Source organism: Mesorhizobium sp. M7A.F.Ca.US.014.04.1.1 (assembly GCF_003998745.1).
GTDB lineage: Bacteria > Pseudomonadota > Alphaproteobacteria > Rhizobiales > Rhizobiaceae > Mesorhizobium > Mesorhizobium ciceri.
The window spans coordinates 1-18,242 of the sequence record NZ_RZRW01000044.1 but is presented as its reverse complement, the minus strand read 5'-3'; the positions used below and the strand labels follow the sequence as shown (position 1 = coordinate 18,242).

Annotated in this window: 25 protein-coding genes; 11 read left to right on the top strand and 14 right to left on the bottom strand. The window is 62.9% G+C overall.

Annotated elements, in window-relative coordinates:
* Window positions 1–180: 180 nt before the first annotated feature.
* Window positions 181–780, bottom strand: coding sequence for a YdeI/OmpD-associated family protein (locus EOA22_RS05185; protein WP_027160818.1), 600 nt, complete (start codon window positions 778–780; stop codon window positions 181–183).
* Between the two features lie 481 nt (window positions 781–1,261).
* On the opposite strand from EOA22_RS05185, the gene EOA22_RS38645 reads away from it, so the two are divergent.
* Window positions 1,262–1,654: a hypothetical protein gene (locus tag EOA22_RS38645; protein ID WP_244514320.1), complete on the top strand. Its 393-nt coding sequence runs from the start codon at window positions 1,262–1,264 to the stop codon at window positions 1,652–1,654.
* A gap of 21 nt (window positions 1,655–1,675) precedes the next feature.
* On the opposite strand, the gene EOA22_RS05175 is transcribed toward EOA22_RS38645, so the two are convergent.
* On the bottom strand, window positions 1,676–2,146 hold the full coding sequence (locus tag EOA22_RS05175; RefSeq protein WP_024501720.1) for a cupin domain-containing protein: 471 nt from the start codon (window positions 2,144–2,146) through the stop codon (window positions 1,676–1,678).
* A 65-nt stretch (window positions 2,147–2,211) separates the two neighbouring features.
* Here EOA22_RS05175 and EOA22_RS05170 point away from each other — a divergent pair, with 65 nt between their 5' ends.
* Complete coding sequence (locus EOA22_RS05170; RefSeq protein ID WP_024501721.1) at window positions 2,212–2,673, top strand: MarR family winged helix-turn-helix transcriptional regulator; 462 nt, start codon at window positions 2,212–2,214, stop codon at window positions 2,671–2,673.
* A 129-nt stretch (window positions 2,674–2,802) separates the two neighbouring features.
* The gene (locus tag EOA22_RS05165) at window positions 2,803–3,531 is read left to right on the top strand and encodes an SDR family oxidoreductase (RefSeq protein ID WP_024501722.1); all 729 of its coding nucleotides are present in this window, start codon (window positions 2,803–2,805) and stop codon (window positions 3,529–3,531) included.
* Between the two features lie 16 nt (window positions 3,532–3,547).
* Here EOA22_RS05165 and EOA22_RS05160 read toward each other — a convergent pair whose 3' ends face one another.
* Complete coding sequence (locus EOA22_RS05160) at window positions 3,548–4,522, bottom strand: LysR family transcriptional regulator (protein WP_063168624.1); 975 nt, start codon at window positions 4,520–4,522, stop codon at window positions 3,548–3,550.
* Between the two features lie 15 nt (window positions 4,523–4,537).
* Window positions 4,538–5,443 (bottom strand): S1C family serine protease, encoded by a 906-nt coding sequence (locus EOA22_RS05155; protein ID WP_024501724.1) that lies wholly within the window; start codon window positions 5,441–5,443, stop codon window positions 4,538–4,540.
* A gap of 195 nt (window positions 5,444–5,638) precedes the next feature.
* On the opposite strand from EOA22_RS05155, the gene yghU reads away from it, so the two are divergent.
* Window positions 5,639–6,505, top strand: coding sequence for a glutathione-dependent disulfide-bond oxidoreductase (yghU, locus tag EOA22_RS05150; protein ID WP_013530630.1), 867 nt, complete (start codon window positions 5,639–5,641; stop codon window positions 6,503–6,505).
* Window positions 6,506–6,588: 83 nt separating this feature from the next.
* Here the strand turns inward: yghU and EOA22_RS05145 are convergent, their stop codons facing one another.
* Both EOA22_RS05145 and EOA22_RS05140 read right to left on the bottom strand, forming a co-directional pair.
* Complete coding sequence (locus EOA22_RS05145) at window positions 6,589–6,891, bottom strand: DUF1236 domain-containing protein (RefSeq protein ID WP_013530629.1); 303 nt, start codon at window positions 6,889–6,891, stop codon at window positions 6,589–6,591.
* Between the two features lie 613 nt (window positions 6,892–7,504).
* Window positions 7,505–7,723, bottom strand: a complete 219-nt coding sequence (locus EOA22_RS05140; RefSeq protein ID WP_224674556.1) for an exopolysaccharide production repressor protein — start codon at window positions 7,721–7,723, stop codon at window positions 7,505–7,507.
* Between the two features lie 325 nt (window positions 7,724–8,048).
* On the opposite strand from EOA22_RS05140, the gene EOA22_RS05135 reads away from it, so the two are divergent.
* The 4 genes from EOA22_RS05135 to EOA22_RS05120 all read left to right on the top strand — a co-directional run bounded on the left by EOA22_RS05135 (window position 8,049) and on the right by EOA22_RS05120 (window position 9,890).
* Entirely contained in the window at window positions 8,049–8,336 is a 288-nt protein-coding gene (locus EOA22_RS05135; RefSeq protein ID WP_063168625.1) for a hypothetical protein, read from the top strand.
* Window positions 8,337–8,615: 279 nt separating this feature from the next.
* Window positions 8,616–8,858 carry a hypothetical protein gene (locus EOA22_RS38040; RefSeq protein ID WP_224674557.1) on the top strand — a complete coding sequence of 81 codons (243 nt, stop codon included), beginning with the start codon at window positions 8,616–8,618 and terminating at the stop codon, window positions 8,856–8,858.
* Window positions 8,859–9,300: 442 nt separating this feature from the next.
* Complete coding sequence (locus tag EOA22_RS05125) at window positions 9,301–9,600, top strand: DUF1236 domain-containing protein (protein ID WP_013530625.1); 300 nt, start codon at window positions 9,301–9,303, stop codon at window positions 9,598–9,600.
* Between the two features lie 2 nt (window positions 9,601–9,602).
* Complete coding sequence (locus EOA22_RS05120; protein ID WP_338048523.1) at window positions 9,603–9,890, top strand: hypothetical protein; 288 nt, start codon at window positions 9,603–9,605, stop codon at window positions 9,888–9,890.
* A gap of 305 nt (window positions 9,891–10,195) precedes the next feature.
* Here the strand turns inward: EOA22_RS05120 and EOA22_RS05115 are convergent, their stop codons facing one another.
* On the bottom strand, window positions 10,196–10,747 hold the full coding sequence (locus EOA22_RS05115; protein ID WP_063168626.1) for an isochorismatase family protein: 552 nt from the start codon (window positions 10,745–10,747) through the stop codon (window positions 10,196–10,198).
* A gap of 111 nt (window positions 10,748–10,858) precedes the next feature.
* The gene (locus EOA22_RS05110) at window positions 10,859–11,062 is read right to left on the bottom strand and encodes a hypothetical protein (protein WP_063168627.1); all 204 of its coding nucleotides are present in this window, start codon (window positions 11,060–11,062) and stop codon (window positions 10,859–10,861) included.
* A gap of 35 nt (window positions 11,063–11,097) precedes the next feature.
* Between EOA22_RS05110 and EOA22_RS05105 the strand changes: the two genes are divergently transcribed.
* Complete coding sequence (locus EOA22_RS05105; RefSeq protein ID WP_081714185.1) at window positions 11,098–11,187, top strand: hypothetical protein; 90 nt, start codon at window positions 11,098–11,100, stop codon at window positions 11,185–11,187.
* Window positions 11,188–11,391: 204 nt separating this feature from the next.
* Window positions 11,392–11,490 (top strand): hypothetical protein, encoded by a 99-nt coding sequence (locus EOA22_RS05100; RefSeq protein WP_013530621.1) that lies wholly within the window; start codon window positions 11,392–11,394, stop codon window positions 11,488–11,490.
* Window positions 11,491–11,550: 60 nt separating this feature from the next.
* Here the strand turns inward: EOA22_RS05100 and EOA22_RS05095 are convergent, their stop codons facing one another.
* A complete protein-coding gene (locus tag EOA22_RS05095; protein ID WP_063168628.1) occupies window positions 11,551–12,747 on the bottom strand; it encodes a hypothetical protein in 1,197 nt (398 codons plus the stop codon).
* Window positions 12,748–12,785: 38 nt separating this feature from the next.
* On the opposite strand from EOA22_RS05095, the gene EOA22_RS05090 reads away from it, so the two are divergent.
* A complete protein-coding gene (locus EOA22_RS05090) occupies window positions 12,786–12,929 on the top strand; it encodes a hypothetical protein (RefSeq protein ID WP_127224232.1) in 144 nt (47 codons plus the stop codon).
* A gap of 11 nt (window positions 12,930–12,940) precedes the next feature.
* Here EOA22_RS05090 and EOA22_RS05085 read toward each other — a convergent pair whose 3' ends face one another.
* The 5 genes from EOA22_RS05085 to ligD form a co-directional block, all read right to left on the bottom strand.
* Window positions 12,941–13,711, bottom strand: a complete 771-nt coding sequence (locus EOA22_RS05085) for an exodeoxyribonuclease III (protein ID WP_013530618.1) — start codon at window positions 13,709–13,711, stop codon at window positions 12,941–12,943.
* Between the two features lie 4 nt (window positions 13,712–13,715).
* Entirely contained in the window at window positions 13,716–14,360 is a 645-nt protein-coding gene (locus EOA22_RS05080) for an alpha/beta fold hydrolase (RefSeq protein ID WP_063168629.1), read from the bottom strand.
* Window positions 14,361–14,584: 224 nt separating this feature from the next.
* Window positions 14,585–15,700 (bottom strand): tetratricopeptide repeat protein, encoded by a 1,116-nt coding sequence (locus EOA22_RS05075; RefSeq protein ID WP_127389869.1) that lies wholly within the window; start codon window positions 15,698–15,700, stop codon window positions 14,585–14,587.
* Window positions 15,697–16,602 (bottom strand): Ku protein, encoded by a 906-nt coding sequence (locus EOA22_RS05070; protein WP_024501732.1) that lies wholly within the window; start codon window positions 16,600–16,602, stop codon window positions 15,697–15,699. Before EOA22_RS05070 ends, EOA22_RS05075 begins: the two co-directional genes overlap by 4 nt.
* A 270-nt stretch (window positions 16,603–16,872) precedes the next feature.
* On the bottom strand, window positions 16,873–18,242 hold a 1,370-nt coding region (gene ligD / locus EOA22_RS05065; protein ID WP_127389868.1), incomplete at its 5' end, for a DNA ligase D.

Genomic DNA, 18,242 nt, shown 5'->3' with positions numbered 1-18,242 from the left:
CCGTGCCCTCCTCCGTCCACCAGCGATGTCGTTGCTGAAGCGGCCGCGCCACGCCGACCCCGAATTGCGCGAAAACAAGCAGTTGGAACAATTTCGCGATTCAAATCCTGAAGCGCTTCGCGCAACGAGGGATCCCTTGAGGACAGGCTTGCGGCGCCGAAGACGAACTCGCGCCAAACCTCACTTCCTGCCTTGCGGATGGATCGTCTCACCGCGCTTCAGCATTGCCACAAACGCTTCGATCTTCCTCTTGCGCCCGGCCTCCGTCTTCATGTTGTGAATGCGGAAGGCGAGCGCGAAGCGGTTTTGCGCGCTGAGCTTTGCCAACATCGCCTTCGCAGCGGGTTCGGCGTCTATGGCCGCTTGCAAATCATCGGGAATTTTCATCTCCTTGCCGCTGCCATAGGCGCGCGCCCAGCGCCCGTCCGCCTTCGCCGCTTCGACCTGTTTGAGCCCATGCTCGGTCATGCGGCCCTCCTCGACCAGCCGCGCCACATTGTCGATGTTGATCAGGCTCCAGATGCTCTTCCTGCCGCGCGGCGTGTAGCGCTGCAGGAAGCTCTTGTCGTCCAACCCTTTGCGCACCGCATCGATCCAGCCGAAGCACAGCACCACGTCGATGGCTTGCTTGGGGGTGATCGATTTCAATCCCGACCCCACCTTGTGCACCTTGATCCAGACTTCGGTTTCCGTGGCGTGGTGCTTGCTCAGCCAGGCGTAGAAGCCGGCAGGATCCGCGAATTCGTGGACCTTGGCGGGATCGACCTTGATCGGCGCCATCAGTCGGCCTGCCCGTTCGATGCTGTTGCCCCTCGCGTCATCGCTCTCACTGTCGGCCTGCCTCCGGCATCATGCCCATCGTCATTGGCCAGCATCGTGGCATGAATTGCTGTCAGTTTCCGGCAGCAAACTTGGCAGGCGCGCACGGCGTTCCTTCGCGCCCGTCGGCCCGAACATTTTTCTTCCCGCCCCACTGTAGAAAGTCCCGGAATACCTGCCATGCTCGTGCTCGGGCACGCCGTCTCGCTCCCGGGGGAATACGCATGAAATCTCTGTTGCTCGCCTTTGTGTTGTTTCTCCCCACGGCCACCCTCGCCGAGCCGATCGAAACCCGGAAGATCATCACGGCTGTGACTGGCGATTTCAATGGCGACGGCGCCGTCGATCTTGCCATGGTGGTGGAGACCGAACCCGGCCATCCGATGGACGTCCACTTCTTCCTCAGGGACAGGAGCACAATTACCTCAAACCCGTCGAGATCGTGCACGAGCAGATCCAAGGGGAATGGAACGGCTACGAGCGGGCGGGCTACGAGAACTCCGACACCGAGCCGGAACTGACGATGCTGCCCAACGGCTCGATCAAATTCTACCTGCCAGCGATGGAGATCGGCAGCGAACGGACCGACATGACGCTGACCATCGCCTGGCGCAATGATGCCTTCATCGTCGCCGGCTTCGCCTATGACCACTATGACTATTTGAAGGAGAATGCCGAAAGCGCCTGCGAGTACAATGTGCTGACCGGCAAAGGCACCAGCAGCGAAAAGCAGCCGGACGGCAGCACCAAGCACAGGAACGTCTCGGTCGAAGGCCAGACCATCGCCTTCAAGGACTGGAACCCCGGCACCACCTTCAGCGCTTGCGGCGCGTGACCGGCGCCTCTTCGACCGACTTCAGCTTGGCGGCGGCGCTGCCGGCGTCAGCCCGTGGCGGCGCATGATATCCATCATCCCAGCCTTGTCCGGCGGACCGCCGGCGGCGGCGTGGAACATGGCGAATATCTCACGGAAATAGTCCGGACCGATCGCCGCTGGTGTGACGACGCACAGCGCTTTCGCATCCGCGCTGCCATTGTTGTCGAAGCGATGGACTGCGCCGCGCGGGATGCACAGCGCTTCTCCCGGTCCGACCTCGATCGGCTTGCCGTCGACGGTCCAGGTCAGCACCCCTTCAATGCCGTAGATCGTCTCTTCGTAGTGATCATGGCTGTGCGCCGGCGCCAGCAGGCGCAGTCCGCTGGCAACCCTCAACTCAAAGGCGGCGATGCTGCCGTTCGAACTGTCGCCCGTCACCAGGAAGCGAATCGACAGCCCCTTGTCGCCGGTCTCATTGGCTGGATTGACCTGAAGATTCATGACCGACATTGCGCAAAGCCCTCCGGTAAATTACATTTACTCGCTATCAGTAAACTCAATTTACCGGATCGTCAATGCCCACCTCAACGGAAGTTCTACAGACCAAGACCGAGAACCTGCTGATCGGCGCCCTGCTGCGCGTGCCGGCACAAGCGATCCAGCGGCGGCTGATCAAGGAGCTCAACGCCGCCGGTTTCGACGAATTGCGCCTGCCGCATATGGCGGTGTTGCAGTTTCCCGGACCGGACGGCGCGCGGCCCGGCACCATCGCCGAGCGTGCCGGCATGAGCAAACAGGCCATCAACCAGCTGCTCAGCAGTCTCGAAGGGTACGGCTACCTCGTCCGCTCCGACATTCCCGGCGATGGCGGTGCGCGCGTGGTGCGATCCACGGAACGCGGTCATGCCGCGTTCTGGAAAATGGTCGATATCCTGCGCGACATCGAGGAGGAATGGCGCACCGAACTTGGGCCGGAGCGCTTTGCCCAGCTGAAAGCTCTGCTGTTTGTCGTCTGGGAAAGTCCGCTGGTGCGCTGAGCCAGAGACGGCGCCCGTCCGCCCTGCTCCATCGGCCTTTCCGATGGCACTATCGGTTTCTTCCGTTTCCTTCTGTCGCGCCGAACTGCCAATTCCTGCCCTTGTCCATCCAAGCAAAGGCAGAGCGAAATGAGCATTTCGAAACAGAAAATCCTGATCGTCGGCGGCGGCTCCGGCATGGGCCTGGCGCTGGCCAGGCGCTGCATCGAGGCCGGAGCCAAGGTGATCATCGCCGGGCGCGGCCAAGACCGGCTGCGGCAGGCGCGCGAGGCGCTCGGCAATCCCGCCGGGCTGGAGACGGCCGTCGTCGACATCGCGCGCGAAGACCAGGTCTCGGCGCTGTTCGCAGCGATTGGCGGACTCGACCACATCGTCTGCACCGCAGCCGACATCGAAGGCGCCTACCGGCTGCTGCCGGAGCTTGACCTGATGGCGGCGCAAAAGGTGGTGGAGAGCAAGCTGTATGGCCCGCTGCTGCTCGCCAAGCACGGTGCGCCGCGGCTGGCAGCATCCGGCTCCATGACCTTCGTCTCCGGTATCGCCGCCTATCGCCCAGCCGCACGCGGCTCCGTCGTTGCTGCTGTCAACGCAGCGCTCGAAGGCCTCGTGCGGGCGCTGGCGGTCGAGTTGGCGCCGATCCGCGTCAATGCCGTGTCACCCGGCTGGGTCGACACCACGATCTGGGCGCAAGTGGCCGGCGACAGGAAGGACGAGACGTTAGCCGCGATGGCCAAGCGGCTGCCGGTCGGGCGGATTGGCCAACCCGATGATATCGCCGACGCCATCGCCTTCCTGATCGGCAATGGCTTTACCACGGGAACGACGCTGCATGTCGAGGGCGGCCACCGCCTGATCTGAACCGCCGCTGCTTCCGTCAGGAGTTGTTTGCAAACAAGGCCTTGGAGCGGTTCGACGATTCAAGTCCTGAACCAGCCTTGGCGGGCTGCAGGGCCGGCACCAGCGTGTCGCGCGCGGCAGTGAGCAATTGCTTAAGCGCCGGCAGCTGGACGCGCCGGCGGCGCCAGATCATCACCAGCGGCGCCGTCCGCATCTGGCCGGGCCATCGCATTTCGACGATGTCGCCGCGTGCGAGCGCATCCGGGACGGCCAGGCGTGGAACGAGGGCGAGCCCCGCGCCGGCCGCCACCAGCCGCGCAATGGCGCCGATGCTGCCGACCTCGTTGGCAAGTCTGGGGGCGGCAGCGCCCGCCTCGGCAAAGGCCGTGTCGAACATGTGTCGGTAGATACATCCGGGCTCCGTTGCCACGAACTGCAGTTCGCCAAGCGCGGCAAGGTCGCCTGGCACGCTGCCCTGCCCCGGAGCCGCGACCAGCACCAGCGGTTCGGCTGCTATCGTGCGCCTGGCGAAGTGTTTATCCGACGCGCCCTTCGCGAAATCACGGCGGTCGAAGCAGAACGCGACATCGATGTCGCCATCCTCCAATTGGCGCAGCAGCGCGCCGCTGCCCGCCACCTTCATCCGCACGGTGATGTCGGGATGGCCGGCCTGGAACCCGGGCAGCCAAGGCGCCAGCCTGGCCGACGCGATCGTCTCCAGCGCGCCGATGGTCAGGTGCCCGCTTGTCGAACCTGCCGCTGCCTGCACGGCCGCGCGCGCCTCGCCGTCGAGCCGCAACAAATCCTCGGCGATCGGCTGCAGCGCTAGGCCTGCCGGCGTCAGCTCGAGACCGGACTTCGCGCGCGTGAACAGGGCAGCGCCAAGCTCGGCCTCGAGCGCCAGGATCTGGTCGCTGACGCTCGATTGCGCGAGGTGGACCACTTCTGCGGCGCGCGTGATGTTGCGGCTCCGCGCCACCGCAAGGAAGGTTTTGAGCAGTCTTGGATGCATCGTGTGGCTGACGCGCTATTGCAGCTGCGGTTTCTTCAGAAAACTGCCGCGGTCGGCGGACTTGACGCGCAGCCAGGTTTCGCGGCCGTCGCGCAGCACCCGCATCGGAATCTCGGCACCGGCCGAGCCGCTCTCCCACAGCTTGCGATAGAAATCGGCGAGTCCATCGACCGCGCCGTCGCGGATGTCCGAGATGATGTCGCCCTGGCGCAGGCCAGCCTTGGCCGCCGGACCGCCTTCGGTCACGCTCATCACCACCACTCTGCCATCGCTTTCGGCCGACAGGGCGCCGAGCCATGGACGCGGCGGCTTGGCCACCTGGCCGCGCGTCAGGAGATCGTCGAGTATGGGCGGCAACAGATCGATCGGCACCACCATGTTGATATCGGCGACCTCGCCATTGCGGCTCATCTGCAGGCGCAGCGAACCGATGCCGAGCAGCGAGCCATCGGCGCCGAACAGCCCGGCACCGCCCCAGGACGGGTGCGCCGGCGCAATGAAGATCGCCTCGTCGAGCAGATACTCCCAATAGCCGGCGAATTCCTGCTTGGTGACGATCCTGGCCTGCACCGACTGGCCGATGCCGTCGGCCAGCACCACGGCGTCGCCGATCCTGGCCTTGCCGGCATCGCCCAGCGCCACCGCCGGCAGGCCGAGCGGCGCCAGCGCCTGCACCAGGCCGAAGCCCGATTCCTGGTCATAGGCCAGCGCGTGCGCGGGGATGACGCGGCCGTCATGGCTGGTCAGCCAGACCTCTTCCGCTTCGGTGATGAGATAGCCGATGGTCAGCACCAGCCCGTCATTGCGAATGACGACGCCGCTGCCTTCCCTGAGCGTGCCGAGCGCCCCGGCCGTAAAGGCATCTTCGGGAACAGTGGCCCGCACGGCCACGACCGAGCGCAGATTGGGATTGATGGTCATGCTTTTGTCCTGGGTGGGCTTTGGCGACATCTTCTATAGGTATGCCACGCAGGAGAAGGCGCAAGGGTAAGGAAGAGCCCAATTGCCGATGTTGGCACTGCGGGCATCGATAATAGTTCAACGCAAGTTGAACTTACACATCCGCAGCCCTAGTTAATGGCGACCTGCCATCCTTCCCCGACACGAGGCCACGAAATGACCGACTACACACCGCCGAAAGTATGGACCTGGAACAAGCCGAGCGGCGGAGCCTTTGCCAGCATCAACCGGCCGATCGCCGGGCCGACGCATGACAAGGAACTGCCTGTCGGCAAGCATCCGTTGCAGCTCTATTCGCTGGCGACGCCGAACGGCGTCAAGGTCACCGTCATGCTGGAAGAGCTTCTGGCGCGCGGCCACAAGGGTGCCGAATACGATGCCTGGCTGATCCGGATCAACGATGGCGACCAGTTCGGCAGCGGCTTCGTCGAGGTCAATCCAAACTCCAAGATTCCGGCCCTGATGGACCACAGTGGCACCACACCGGTGCGCATCTTCGAATCCGGCTCGATCCTGGTCTATCTCGCCGAAAAGTTTGGCGAATTCCTTCCGACCGAACAGCCGGCCCGCGCCGAGGTGCTGTCCTGGCTGTTCTGGCAGATGGGCTCGGCGCCGTATCTGGGCGGCGGCTTCGGCCACTTCTACGCCTATGCGCCGGAAAAGTTCGAATATGCCATCGATCGCTTCTCGATGGAGGTGAAGCGTCAGATGGACGTGCTCGACCGCCGGTTGGCCGAGACTGAATATCTCGGCGGCAAGGACTATTCCATCGCCGACATGGCGGTGTGGCCCTGGTATGGCGGGCTGGCACTCGGCCGCATGTACAATGATTCCGGCGAGTTCCTGTCGGTGCACGAGTACAAGCATGTGCAGCGTTGGGCGAAGGCCATCGACGCCCGCCCGGCGGTCAAGCGCGGGCGCATGGTCAACCGCGCCTTCGGTGAGCCTGCCATGCAACTGCATGAACGCCACGACGCCAGCGATTTCGAGACCAAGACGCAGGATAGACTGGCCGCCGAATAGGCCATCGCGGGTCGCGGCAAAGGAAACCCGCCCCGACGCGACGTCGGGGCGGGTTTTTCCCAAGGTCCAGTACTGCGGAATCCCTAGTGCAGCACTTCAACAATCTGGCGGGTCTCCGGATCGACGAGGACCGTCTGGTCGTTGATCACCGCGACGCGGTATTTGACGTCGGGCACCTCACGCAGTTCGACCGTATCCGGCACCGACGAGCCGAGCTTGAGCTCGACGCCCAGAAGGTTCACCGAGGCAAGCGGTTCTCTCTTGATGTATTCGCGAACGACTGTCTCCTGCTCCGGCTGGACGACGACGACGTTTTCCGCCAGCGCCGCACCAATCCCGCCCATCAGGACGACGGCGGTCGCCGCGCTCGTAAGATAAAGTCTCATGGCCATCTCCTAGTGATAACTGAATTCCGCCCTCCATAAAAACTCCACCGCTGCCATGCGGTTCCATCGTAACTTCAGAATTGAAGATATTACGATTGCAGCCTGGATATTGATTGGTTGCTGATCAAACATTCGGCAGACAGCATTCAAGAGTTTGAAAACTTGCACAGATATGTACGGATATTTAAAGGGAAAAAATTCAATCTGAGCACCAGTGCGCCAAATCGGCCGCGCATCCGCCTCTTCATCTGGACGATTTGAAAGGCTCCAGCACGAAAAGGGCTCGCCCCGCCGGGAGCAGAGCGAGCCATAACGGCACCGATGGAGGCGGCAACCTCATCGGCACTGCCAGAGAACGCGAAGCATCAGCACTTGTTCCCAACCTGTCGGCCTGAGCACAATGCGGAGCGGTCGCGCATGCATCCTGTTCCCATGATAACGCTGGCCGAAATCTCCAGCAGGGATATGCTCAGAAGCCGTCTCAGCGACCAAACACCTTGCCGTCGGTCGTGATCGCGCTGGTGGCGACGTTCCCCGAGCGCCCCGGCGCACGCGCTCGAGTGGACGGCCTGGTATGGAAACGCCATTCCTGATCGGTCCCGGTCACCCGGTCTCAAAGCTGGACACCGTCGCGATGCAATGGCGGAAAGGCGTCTACCGGATCCTGGCTCGGCACGATGTCATGTGCGCGCCTGAAGATCAGCCTCACGACGAGCACGAAGTAGCCGACCTGCAGGACAAGCAGCGTCGCTATCGTCCAGGCAAATGCCTCCCAGAAGGAGCCGGTGGTCATATAGGTCCAGACCGCGACGATGACGGCCGTGGCTGACATTCCTACCAGAAACTGTCCAAAATACATGGTTTCCAAAACCGTCGAAACCGCGCCGGTTCCAACCAGTCCCTGCCTCATTTCATTTCCCGCGGACAACATTTCATTATTTTAGCAACTTCGCAAGTAAGGGGTCAGTCGCCGCAATGCGTTCTCCATTTGCACGGCAACTTGGCAACTGTGCGGGCCGCGGCCGCGGTGCTGGCGGGCTGGGCTGACACGCCAGCCGTCGACAATCCAGAAGCACGCCGGTCTTTGCACTTCGGGTCCGGAACAAACGCCGGCACGCCGAGTTTCGCCTCCAGTTCTTCAACGATTGGAGGCCAGCATGGCACCTCGCAACAAACCAAGCGCCGACATCGAAGATGACGCACCGAGGGCGGATGGGCCGACCATCGAGCAGCAGGATTGGGATGCAATCAAGGGCGGCGAGATCCTGCCAGAGTCCGCGCCGGAAAACGGCGACATGCGTTACGGCGTCGAAAAAGACGGCGATCTGCCGGACGAGGACGACGATAACGCGTACCAGGACAGCGACGACGCCCTCCCCGATGATGAGGAAGAAGCCGCAATCACGCACGATCAGACCCGAGAGGGCGGATTCGACGAGACGTGAGCTATTCGTCGCCCGAGACATGACTGCCTGTTGTTGAACTTGCCAAAGCCACATTTTCCATGCCCGGTTCGCGGGCGATTTTGCTTGGCCAGCTAAGTTTTCCGCCCAGGCAATATATCAGGTTTACCTAAAGTAACGGAACATCCAAGGGACATTATCGGAACTGAACAAGGCCCCTTGGACCTTTGCGCTCGGCAGATAAGACCTTGGTCCTACAGGAAAAAGCAAAAGCCCAAAGTGACCGATTGAGTCTTCCAACGAGGGAACATCGGGCCTCGCTTGTCGTTTGTCGCAGAACTCGGCACCGCCGGGTGTCTGGAGAACGCCGCGATGGCCCACCGATCCACCATCATCAAGACAGGCTATGGCCCAGGAACGGCGATTGCCGTGCTCATGGTTGGATTGACGGCGGTGGGCATCGTGTTCCTCATTCTCGGCAGTTCGCTTTACTTCAGCGAGCAGCCTACGGATCAACGTGTCTTGTCTTCGCCGCCGGCTCGATCGATACACACGGCCCGATAACCGAGCGGCAAACTGAACGAGCAACTGCTGGACGATAGCGACGAGCAGGCCGGCGTATGGTGAAGATAGAGGGTTCGCCAGGCGCCGAAGCGGCTTGCGAACCCTCTCAGCGCAGGAAGGGACGTTGCTGCGCCGATCGACGACATGTCAGCCAAGGACTATTCCCATCACCAGAAAGGTAACGGCTGTCGCGAAAATCGGTGCGAGCAACCAGCGCGCTTGGCCAACACTTTTGTCCATCTGTTTCTCCGAATTCCGGGAGACAAACAGCCGTGAACAGAGAGCCGTTCCCGTCGGTAAGACCAATGCGCTCTCGGGCCAGACTTAAGTCGCAGACAGCATCCGACCGAAGCCCAATCTGAGGAACATTTTCAGTTGGCTCAAGTTCAGTTGCCGTCAGCGTTGGACGATCTTGTCATGCTGACTCGCAAGGAGAAACAGTATGAAAATGCACCTAACGGGCGCCGCAGCGGCGCTGTTGCTGTTGGCCGGAGTGGGCGCCGTTGCCGCTCAGGACGTTGTCATCCAGCCTGAACAGGACACGGTCATCCGCGAGTATGTGAAGAAGCAGCCCCTCGCTTCGGTCAAGATTCCCGGCGTGGAACTGAATGTTGGTAGCGCGTTGCCGGATACGGTCGAGCTTCATGAGATCCCCGACGTCAAATACCGCTACGTAGTGGTCGACAACCGCACCGTCCTGGTGGATCCGGGCACCCGCAAGATCGTCAAGGTCTACGACTGAACTTGGAATTGTCCCAAACCCGCCGCCAGCCATGGCGGCGGGTTGCCCATGTCAGTTTCCAATCAGGACGAGTGAAGATGATAAGCAAAGCTGTGACATCCCCTGCTTTGGGCGTTCGCCTGGCCGATCTCCAGGCCCGGATGCGCGATGCGCGGGTGACGGATGCCGAAATGAAAACCTTTCAAAAGGTCGCGGCCATCATGGAAGATCGTCACGGCCGGATCGATGGCGACGACCTGATTGCGGTGTCGTTCCTCGCCGATCCGGTGCAGCACCGGCAAACGCCTTGAACGACATTTCCAATAACCAGCAGGCTTTTTGACTCCCGGACCGGGAAAGCGCGCCGAAAGTCTCAGCCGAATCCGCCCTTTTGCTCCGGCCTATTCCGCTTTCGCGGAAGTTTCGAGCGGCACGCAATGTGCAATGTTGCTAATGCGGCGGTACGAGCCGCCCTGGTTGACGCGGGCGCCCGAGCCATCCCAACAATGCGCCCCCCCCGTCCGCGTCGACCACGGCAGGCGCCCGGCGCTGTCTTCCCTCGCGAAGTCCTCAAGCCGGCCTGCCTGATAATGCGGCCTGCGGCGACGTTCGGGCTTCAGCCGCCGACAAGCGCCTTTGTGGTCACCAGATTGACGCCGGCCTCGGCGAATTCGCCATTGTGCCTGACGATGACCTGCTCGGCACTCTCGCTGGCATTGTCCAGCGTGCTGTGCGCATCGGACACCACGGTCACGCCGAGCCCTCTGGCGATCGCGCCCTTGACCGTCGCGGCCACGCAAAAATCGGTCTGCGCGCCCAGGAGCACGACAGCACCCGCACCCTGCCCGGCAACCCAGTCGCCGAAGGCGGGATTGCTGAAAGCATCGCGCACGGATTTGGCAAAGGTCGGCTCGTCCGCAGCTTGGCCAAGTGCGGGCCAAACCGGCCAGCCCGGCTGATCCGGTGCCAACGGATCGCCTTCGGGTCCATCATGCCTGACAAATGCGACCTTGCGCCCGCCGCCCCGCGCCCAGTCGATCACCGCTTTGGTGCGCTCGACTATGCCTGGCGCATCATGGATCGGCGGTTCGTGCACGCCGTCGAACATACCGGTCTGGAGATCGATGACGATGAGCGGCGCGTTGTCTGGGAGGCTGGATGCTGGCATGGGCTTTACATAGCACGGCGGACAAGGTGATCAAGATTTGCTCATTCCGACGCGCCGGCAAACAGCACGACGCCGTCACCGCCGTCGGGCGGCCAGTCGCGGGTGGTGCGATCATTGCCGCCGGTCAGCACCGCGGCGGACGCCCGCATAGATCGGGCCGGTCTTGCTGTCGAACAGCGCGATCTGGTGGCCGGTGTCCATGCCCCATAGCCGGGCCGTGCCGTCGAGCGAGCCGGAGGCCAGGCGCTGGCCGCCAGCCGATAGCGCCAGGAGGGCCGCCGTCGGCGCCCGGCTTGGTTGACACATGTCGCGCATCTGCCATGCTCGCCGAGAGTTCAGGAGAGAACACCATGAAGAAGACTTACGCGAAGCCGACCTTCGTCAAGAAGGGCAAGCTTTCCGCCGTCACGGCAAACGCCCCGAGCAGCGTCACGCTTTAATCCGGCGCATCTCTGGCGGATCGCGCCGGCGCTGGAGAGCAAACTCCAGGTGCAATTGGTTTTGGGATGGCCCGAAGCAAAGAATAGGGACCCTGGCCCCTGGTCGCGCATTGTTGGGTTTATTGTTTGTTGCTTTCAGCTCGCATGGTTGACAGATGGCCGCAGTATGGCATCATCAGGCTGGGATTTTAGGAGAGTCTGAAAATGAAGAAGATTTATGTGAAGCCGTCGTTCTTGAAAAAGGGCCGTCTGTCGGCGGTCACAGCGTCGAACGGCGCCTCGATTATCATTGTGCCGGGCTGATCGTAAACGTAACCTGATTGAAGCGGGGCGAAATTCGCTCCGCTTTGGCATGCTCAAATCTCAGCGTGTCAGGACCAAATCGTCCACGACCATTTGCCAATAGTGCTTCGTCGACAGGCGAACACGCGTTACAGCTTTGAGCATCGGGGCATAGTGCAACGGCGTCAGCGCCGACAGCGTGATCTGATCGCTTGCAATCAGCTGCTCGCCAAGCCAGCTTTCGATCAGCGCCACCTCCCCTTCCGACGCCAGCCAGGCGGCGCTCAGCATGACCGAGTGAAAGCCGAACGGCCGTTCGCAGCTGAATTCGGCAGGCAGCCCGCTGCTGGTGTAGAGCACATGGTCACCGGAGACGTTGCCATTGACATAGCCCTGGCTGTCCTTGGTGTAGTCGCGCGCCATCGCATTCAGGTTGCGCCACGCCAATCCGGCATGACCGGCCGGAATTTTCCTGAAGGTGCGCGACGTCACATCGTCGAAACCGATCGTTTCGAGAGCGGCATCAGTGGCAATGCCGGCGCGTTGCGCGGACAGCAGGCCGAGATCCGCCGAGTAGGGCGACAGCGTCAGCCGCCGCTCCAAGCCTTCGCCACTGATGCTGACCGTGTCGGCTTCTTCAGCCAGGTCGAAGCTGAAGACGGCACCCGGCGCCAGTGTCCGCGCCTCCAGGACGTGCCCGTCCCCCGACACGGAGAGGGTCGCGGGTCCATCGCCGGCAACGCGCCCGCTGACGCGGCGCGGCGGCGCCAGACCGACCGGCAGCAGCATCTCCTGTGATACCATCCCGGCCGGCGAACCCGGCAGCGGCAGGAAGTGTCGGGACTGAATGTCGTTTTCGCTTTTCGCCTGCCAGCCGGGCGGCACCGAAACCACAAAGCGCCAGTTGCCCGGCTTGCGGATCACGGCCTTTCTGCTTTTCACCGACATGGGGAAATTGGCAAAGCCGGCATTGTTGGTGCGCGCGGACGCGGCGAGCTTGCCGGCTTCGTCATACAGCCGCACCATGATCCCGGCCATCGGCCGGTCTCCGGCGCCGTATTTGCCGTCGCGATCGACATCGAAATAGACGAAGGACGAGTAATTGAGCATGCCCCCGCGGCCGCTCCAGTCGGTGCGGACGGCATAGTCGGCAGCCGGATTGGTCTGCCGCCGTCCCTTGCGGCGGCTGCGCTTCCGCCACAGCCGCCAGGACACGACAGCTGCCGCAAGCACCACAAGGGCGGCGAACAGTATCTCGACAGCGCCCAAGTCAGGCATGGAGCCTCCTTTCACAGATCTCGTGGAGGATTGCGTTCATGGGCGATCCGGCTGCGTTGGAATACTTTGCCGACAGGTTATTGCATGTCGGCCAAAAGCGAACCCGGGTTTGGGACAGCGACATGCATCAAGACAAAAGACTTAAAGCGCGTTGCATGGATCCGTTCAAGCGCGACGCATGAAAGCAGTCGCCTTACTTCAATTCCACCCACACCGGCGCATGGTCGCTGGCACCGTCCTCGCCGCGCACGTCGCGGTCGATGCCGGCGGCGGTCAGGCGGCGTGCCAGTTTCTTCGACAGCAGGATGTGATCGAGCCGGAGGCCCGCATCGCGCGGCCAGCGGTTGCGGCGATAGTCCCAGAATGTGTAAAGCGTTTCCTTCGGATGCTTCTTGCGCAGGGCATCAAGCCAACCCTGGTCGAGCAGGCGCCGGAACGACGCCCGGCTTTCCGGCTGCACCAGCGCGTTGTCGTCATAGGAGCGGGTGGCGTAGATATCGCGCGGCTCGGGCACGATGTTGTAGTCGCCGGCCAGCACCACCGGCAGGCCGGTGTCGAGCAACTGTTCGGCATGCGCCTCCAGCCGCGCGTGCCAGGCGAGCTTGTAGGCGAATTTCGGGCCGGGCTGGGGATTGCCGTTCGGCGCATAGAGGCAAGCGACGACAATGCCATTCACCGCCGCCTCGATGTAGCGGCTCTGCCTGTCGGCTTCGTCGCCGGGCAAGGCATCGCGGGTCAACACGGGCTCGGCACTCCGCGCCAGGATGGCAACGCCGTTCCAGGTCGGCTCGCCCTTCCACACCGCGCCATAGCCGGCCGCCGCCAATGCCGAGCGCGGAAACTGCATGTCGCGTGCCTTCAACTCCTGCAGGCACACGACATCGGGCTTTGCCACAGCCAGCCATGTCAGCAGGTTTTCAAGCCGGCTGTTGATGTTGTTGATGTTGAAGGAGGCGATCTTCATCGCTTCAGGAAGCGATCCGACCCGACCACGCCTTGACCGTCTCGGCCAGCGTCTTCAGATGATCGGCGGTCGAAAACCCCGAAACACTCTTGCGAGGCTTGAGATCGTGGTCGCCGTCCTCCAGCCAGATCACCTCGACGCGATCGGAAAGGTCATAAGTCGCAACCTCGTCCCTGGTGCCGAACTCGTCGCGGGTGCCCTGGAAGATCAGCGTCGGTGTCTTGAGATCGGCGAGGTGTTTGGTCCGCAATTGATCGGGCTTGGCCGGCGGATGGAAGGGATAGCCGAGGCACAGCAGGCCTGAAATCTCGCCCTTGGCAAACATCTCGTCGGCGACCATCGAGGCGACGCGCCCGCCCATCGACTTGCCGCCGATGACGAGCGGGCCGGTCACGCCCTTCGCCCTGAGGTCGGCTATCGCCTTGATATATTCCGGGTTGACCGTCTCGGCCCGCGGCGGCGGCTTGCGGTGGCCGTAGCGGCGGGCAGCCATATAGTGGAACTCGAAGCGCGCGACCTGGAAGCCGGCCGCGGCCAGCGCCTTGGCGGTGGCGGTCATCGAGGGGGAATCCATCGCCGCGCCCGCGCCATGGGCGAGCAGGATGGTGACCGGGGCACTGTCGGGACCGTCGAAGAGAAAGGTGGTCATGGTCTGATGTCCTGCGCGACGGCGACGCTGCCACTCTTCCCCCTCGTGAGGGAGATGCCCGGCAGAGCAGAGGGGGGCGTGAAGAAATGCCAGCCTTCAGTCAAGCTTGCGTGCGGGAAAACGCTCCGAAATTGGCCGATCTGTTGGCGGGACAGCGCCCCCCTCTGCCCTGCCGGGCATCTCCCCCACAAGGGGGGAGATCGGCTGTCATCGCTAATCATCCCTCACCCCGCCGTACGCGCCAACTGCAGATCCACGAACTGCACGCCCTTGGCCGCCATCCGCGACCACTCGGACTCCGCATCGAGTTCGAGATAGCGCACCCACAGCCGCCGCGCCTCCGGCAGATCGCCGGCGTCGAATTCGAGCCGGGCGAGGTTGAACACCGGATCGGCATAGTTTTTGTCGAGCGCGATCGCTTTCTGCAGGTGCCTTCGCGCCGAGGCCTCGCGGCCCTGCTCGCTCATCAGCCCAGCGAGGTTGAACCAGGCCTCGACGAAGGCCGGATCGAGTTTTATCGCATTGATATAATCGTGCGCGGCGTCCGCCGCGTGGCCGCCGGCGCGCAGGCAGTTGGCGCGGTTGAAGGCGGCAATCGCATCGCTCGGATCGATGGCGAGACAGCGCTGGTAGAGTGCGGCTGCCCTATCATGGTCGCCACCCTCCTCCGCCGCTTCGGCCTCGGCAAACAACTCTTCCAGTGTGTCGTCGCCTGCCGAACCGGCGCTGCCCAAATCGAACAGAAGCTGTCCGTCGAGTTCGCTCTGGCCGCCTTCGAGGTAGATCGCATCGGCGCGCCCATGCTGCGAGCCGACATTGAGCGACTTGGCGGTCAGCGACGCCACCGGGCCGGAGCGGTGGACGGAGCGCGCGATCGCCCCCCATGTCGCGCCGCCGGCGACGAGCCCTGCATATTTGCGCGCCAGGATCAGGTCGCGGAAGGAATAGGGTTCTGCGTCATGCTCGAACGCATCGAACAGTGACAACAAATCGAGCTCGGCGCCGGATAGCCGCGATTGCTCGATCAGCGATTGCCGCGACAGCGAAGACGCCTCCGGTGCCTTCATCAGCCCGAGAAGGCGCAGGAATCCGTTCTCGCTGAGGAGCTTGTGCCCGGCCGCGCGCTCGGCGGCGACACGGCGCTCGATCTCGGCATCGCCGTTCCTGGAGAGCCCGGCCTTAGCGAGCAGCGTGCGGCCGCACACGACATGCGTGGTGCGCCTGGTGACGCCGCGCCGCAGCTGGCCGTGCTGACGTTCGACTTCACGCGCGGCCCGTCTGAGCGGAAACGCCGCCAGCGCGCCTATGGTGCCGAACACAGCGCCGGCCGGTGCCGTCATTTCTTGCTCTTGCCGACCGCCTTCAGCAGATTGGCCTTCAGCGGATTTTCAGCAGCACCACCCGCTGCCGCTTTCTTTGCGGCTGGCTTGGCAACCTCGTCGGCCTTGCTCTTCGACTTGGCTGGCGGCTTCGATTGCGACAGGCTGGCCTTCAGCGCATCCATCAGGTTGATGACATTGCCGCGCTCCGGTGCCGCCGCAATAATCGGCTTGTGGCCTTTCAGCTTCTCGCGGATCATCGTCATGAGTGCCGCCTCGTAGCGGTCCTCATAATTCTTCGGATCGAAGGTGGTTTCCTTCTGCTTGATCAGCGCTTCGGCGAGCTGCAGCATTTCGGGGTCGGGCTTGCCAGCTGGAATATTGCCAAAATATTCAGCCGTCCCGCGCACTTCGTTCGGGTTCCTCAAGGTGCACACGAACATGCCGTTCTCGCGCGCGCCGATCGTCACCACGCGCTCGCGGCTCGACAGCACAAGGCGGGCGATGGCGAGCTTGCCGGATTTGCGCATCGCTTCGCGCAACACGGCGAAGGTTTCCTCCGCCATCGCGCCGTCGGGCGCCATGTAGTAGGGCGCGTCCTGGTAGATGACGTCGACCTCGTCCTCGTCGACGAAGGCCTCGATGTTCATCGTGTGATTGGATTCGATGCGCACCGCGTCGAGGTCTGCATCATCGATGATGATGTACTGCTTGTCCTCGTATTCGTACCCCTTGACCAGATCAGCACGCTCGACGAGCCCTAGTTCGGGGTCGACCGGCTTCATGTTGATGCGGTTATGGGTCTTCTTGTGCAGCTGGTTGAACGAGATGCGCTCGCTGGCGCTGGTGGCGGGATACAACCGCACCGGACAGCTCACGAGGCTGAGTTTGAGGTAACCTTTCCAACTTGCCCTAGGCGCCATGAAACACTCCTACGCGGTCATGCACTGACAAAGACCTGCAGCGCTTTCGTCCGAGGACGATTGAGGCTGAGCAAATCCTACACCGACCGCACACAATACCGGCAAATCCCTGACGAAATCTTCCGCCATGCATTTGAGGTCGTGGACAGAGAATAATTCAAATTGTTGGAAGCGTCGATGGACTGGAATTTAAAACGCTGGCGGGACAGAGGGGGGCGCCACGGATCGCGGTGGTCCTTGTTCTGCAACTACTTACTTCGTCTTCTGCAACTACTTCGTCGCCCCCGAGACCACCGGCAGATCCCGCGCAAACTTATCAATCTCCGCCCACGGATCGCCCGACGTCGCCAACAGCCCCGGCAGCGACGAATAATTCAGATCCTGCGGCGCATCGATGGATTCGAGGTCGCTCCAGCTGACCGGCGTCGAGGCCGGCAGATTGGTGCGGGCGCGCAAGGAGTAAGGTGCTGCGGAGGTGTGGCCGCGCGCATTGCGGTGGTAGTCGATGAAGATGCGCTTCTTGCGGTTGTCCTTGCCCATGGTGGTGGTGAAAGTATCAGGCGCCGTTGTCGCCAGATGCGTGGCGATCGCGCTGGTTGCCTGGTGCAGTTTCTTCCAGTTCTGCTTGCCTGTCACAGGTACCGTGATGTGGATGCCGCTGCCGCCGGAGGTCTTGGCGAACGGCACCAGCCCCAGGCGCCCCAATTCGTCCTTGATGTGCACGGCGGCCTCGACCACCTCGCGCCAGGCGATCCCTTCTCCCGGATCGAGGTCGAGGACGATCTGGTCGGGTCTGTCGAGGCTGGCGCGGTGGGTGCCCCAGGTGTGGAACTCGACGACGCCGAACTGCGCCAGCGCCAGATACCCTTTCGCGCCTTCGACCGAGAGATAGGATTTGGTTTCGCCCTCGGAATTTGTCGCCTCGAATGTCACCACCGAGGGCGGCATGCCGGTGAAGGCGTGGCGCTGGAAGAAGCAATCCTTCGGCAGGCCGGTCGGGCAGCGCACCAGCGACACCGGCCGGCCGAGAATGTGCGGCAGCATGAAATCGCCGACCAGCGCGTAATAGACGGCGATGTCGAGCTTGGTCGGGCCGGTCTTGCCGAACAGCCGGCGCGTCGGGTTGGTCACCCAGATGGTGGCAAGGTCAGCCTCGGCGATCAGCCGCTTGCGTGTCGAGGATACCGGCGTCGACAGGCCGACATCCCTCAAACCGCGGAAGACGCCGTGGCGCAGTGCGTTGTCCGCTGTGCGGTTGGCGTAGTGGATGCGCGCCGACAGCAGCGGCCGCACCCAGTTCATCTCGCGCATGATCTCGCGCGGAACGCCCTCGGGCGCGCTGGCGCCTTCCCGCAGCGGCTCCAGCCTGGCGAGCAATTCACCGGCTGTGGCGGCATCGAAACCGGTGCCGACCTTGCCGCGATAATGCAATTCACCGCCCTCGAACTCTGCCATTCCGAGCGCCGCCAGCCCTTCGGCCGCATCGGAGATGGTGAAGCCGGCGATGACGAAGTCGTCCGACAGCAGCGCCTTGGTCTTGGTCCAGCTTTTGCTTCGGCCGCTCTGATAGATGGCCGTGGCGCGCTTGGAGACGACACCCTCCAGCCCCAGTTCCGACGCCTGGTCGTAGAGCCCCTGCC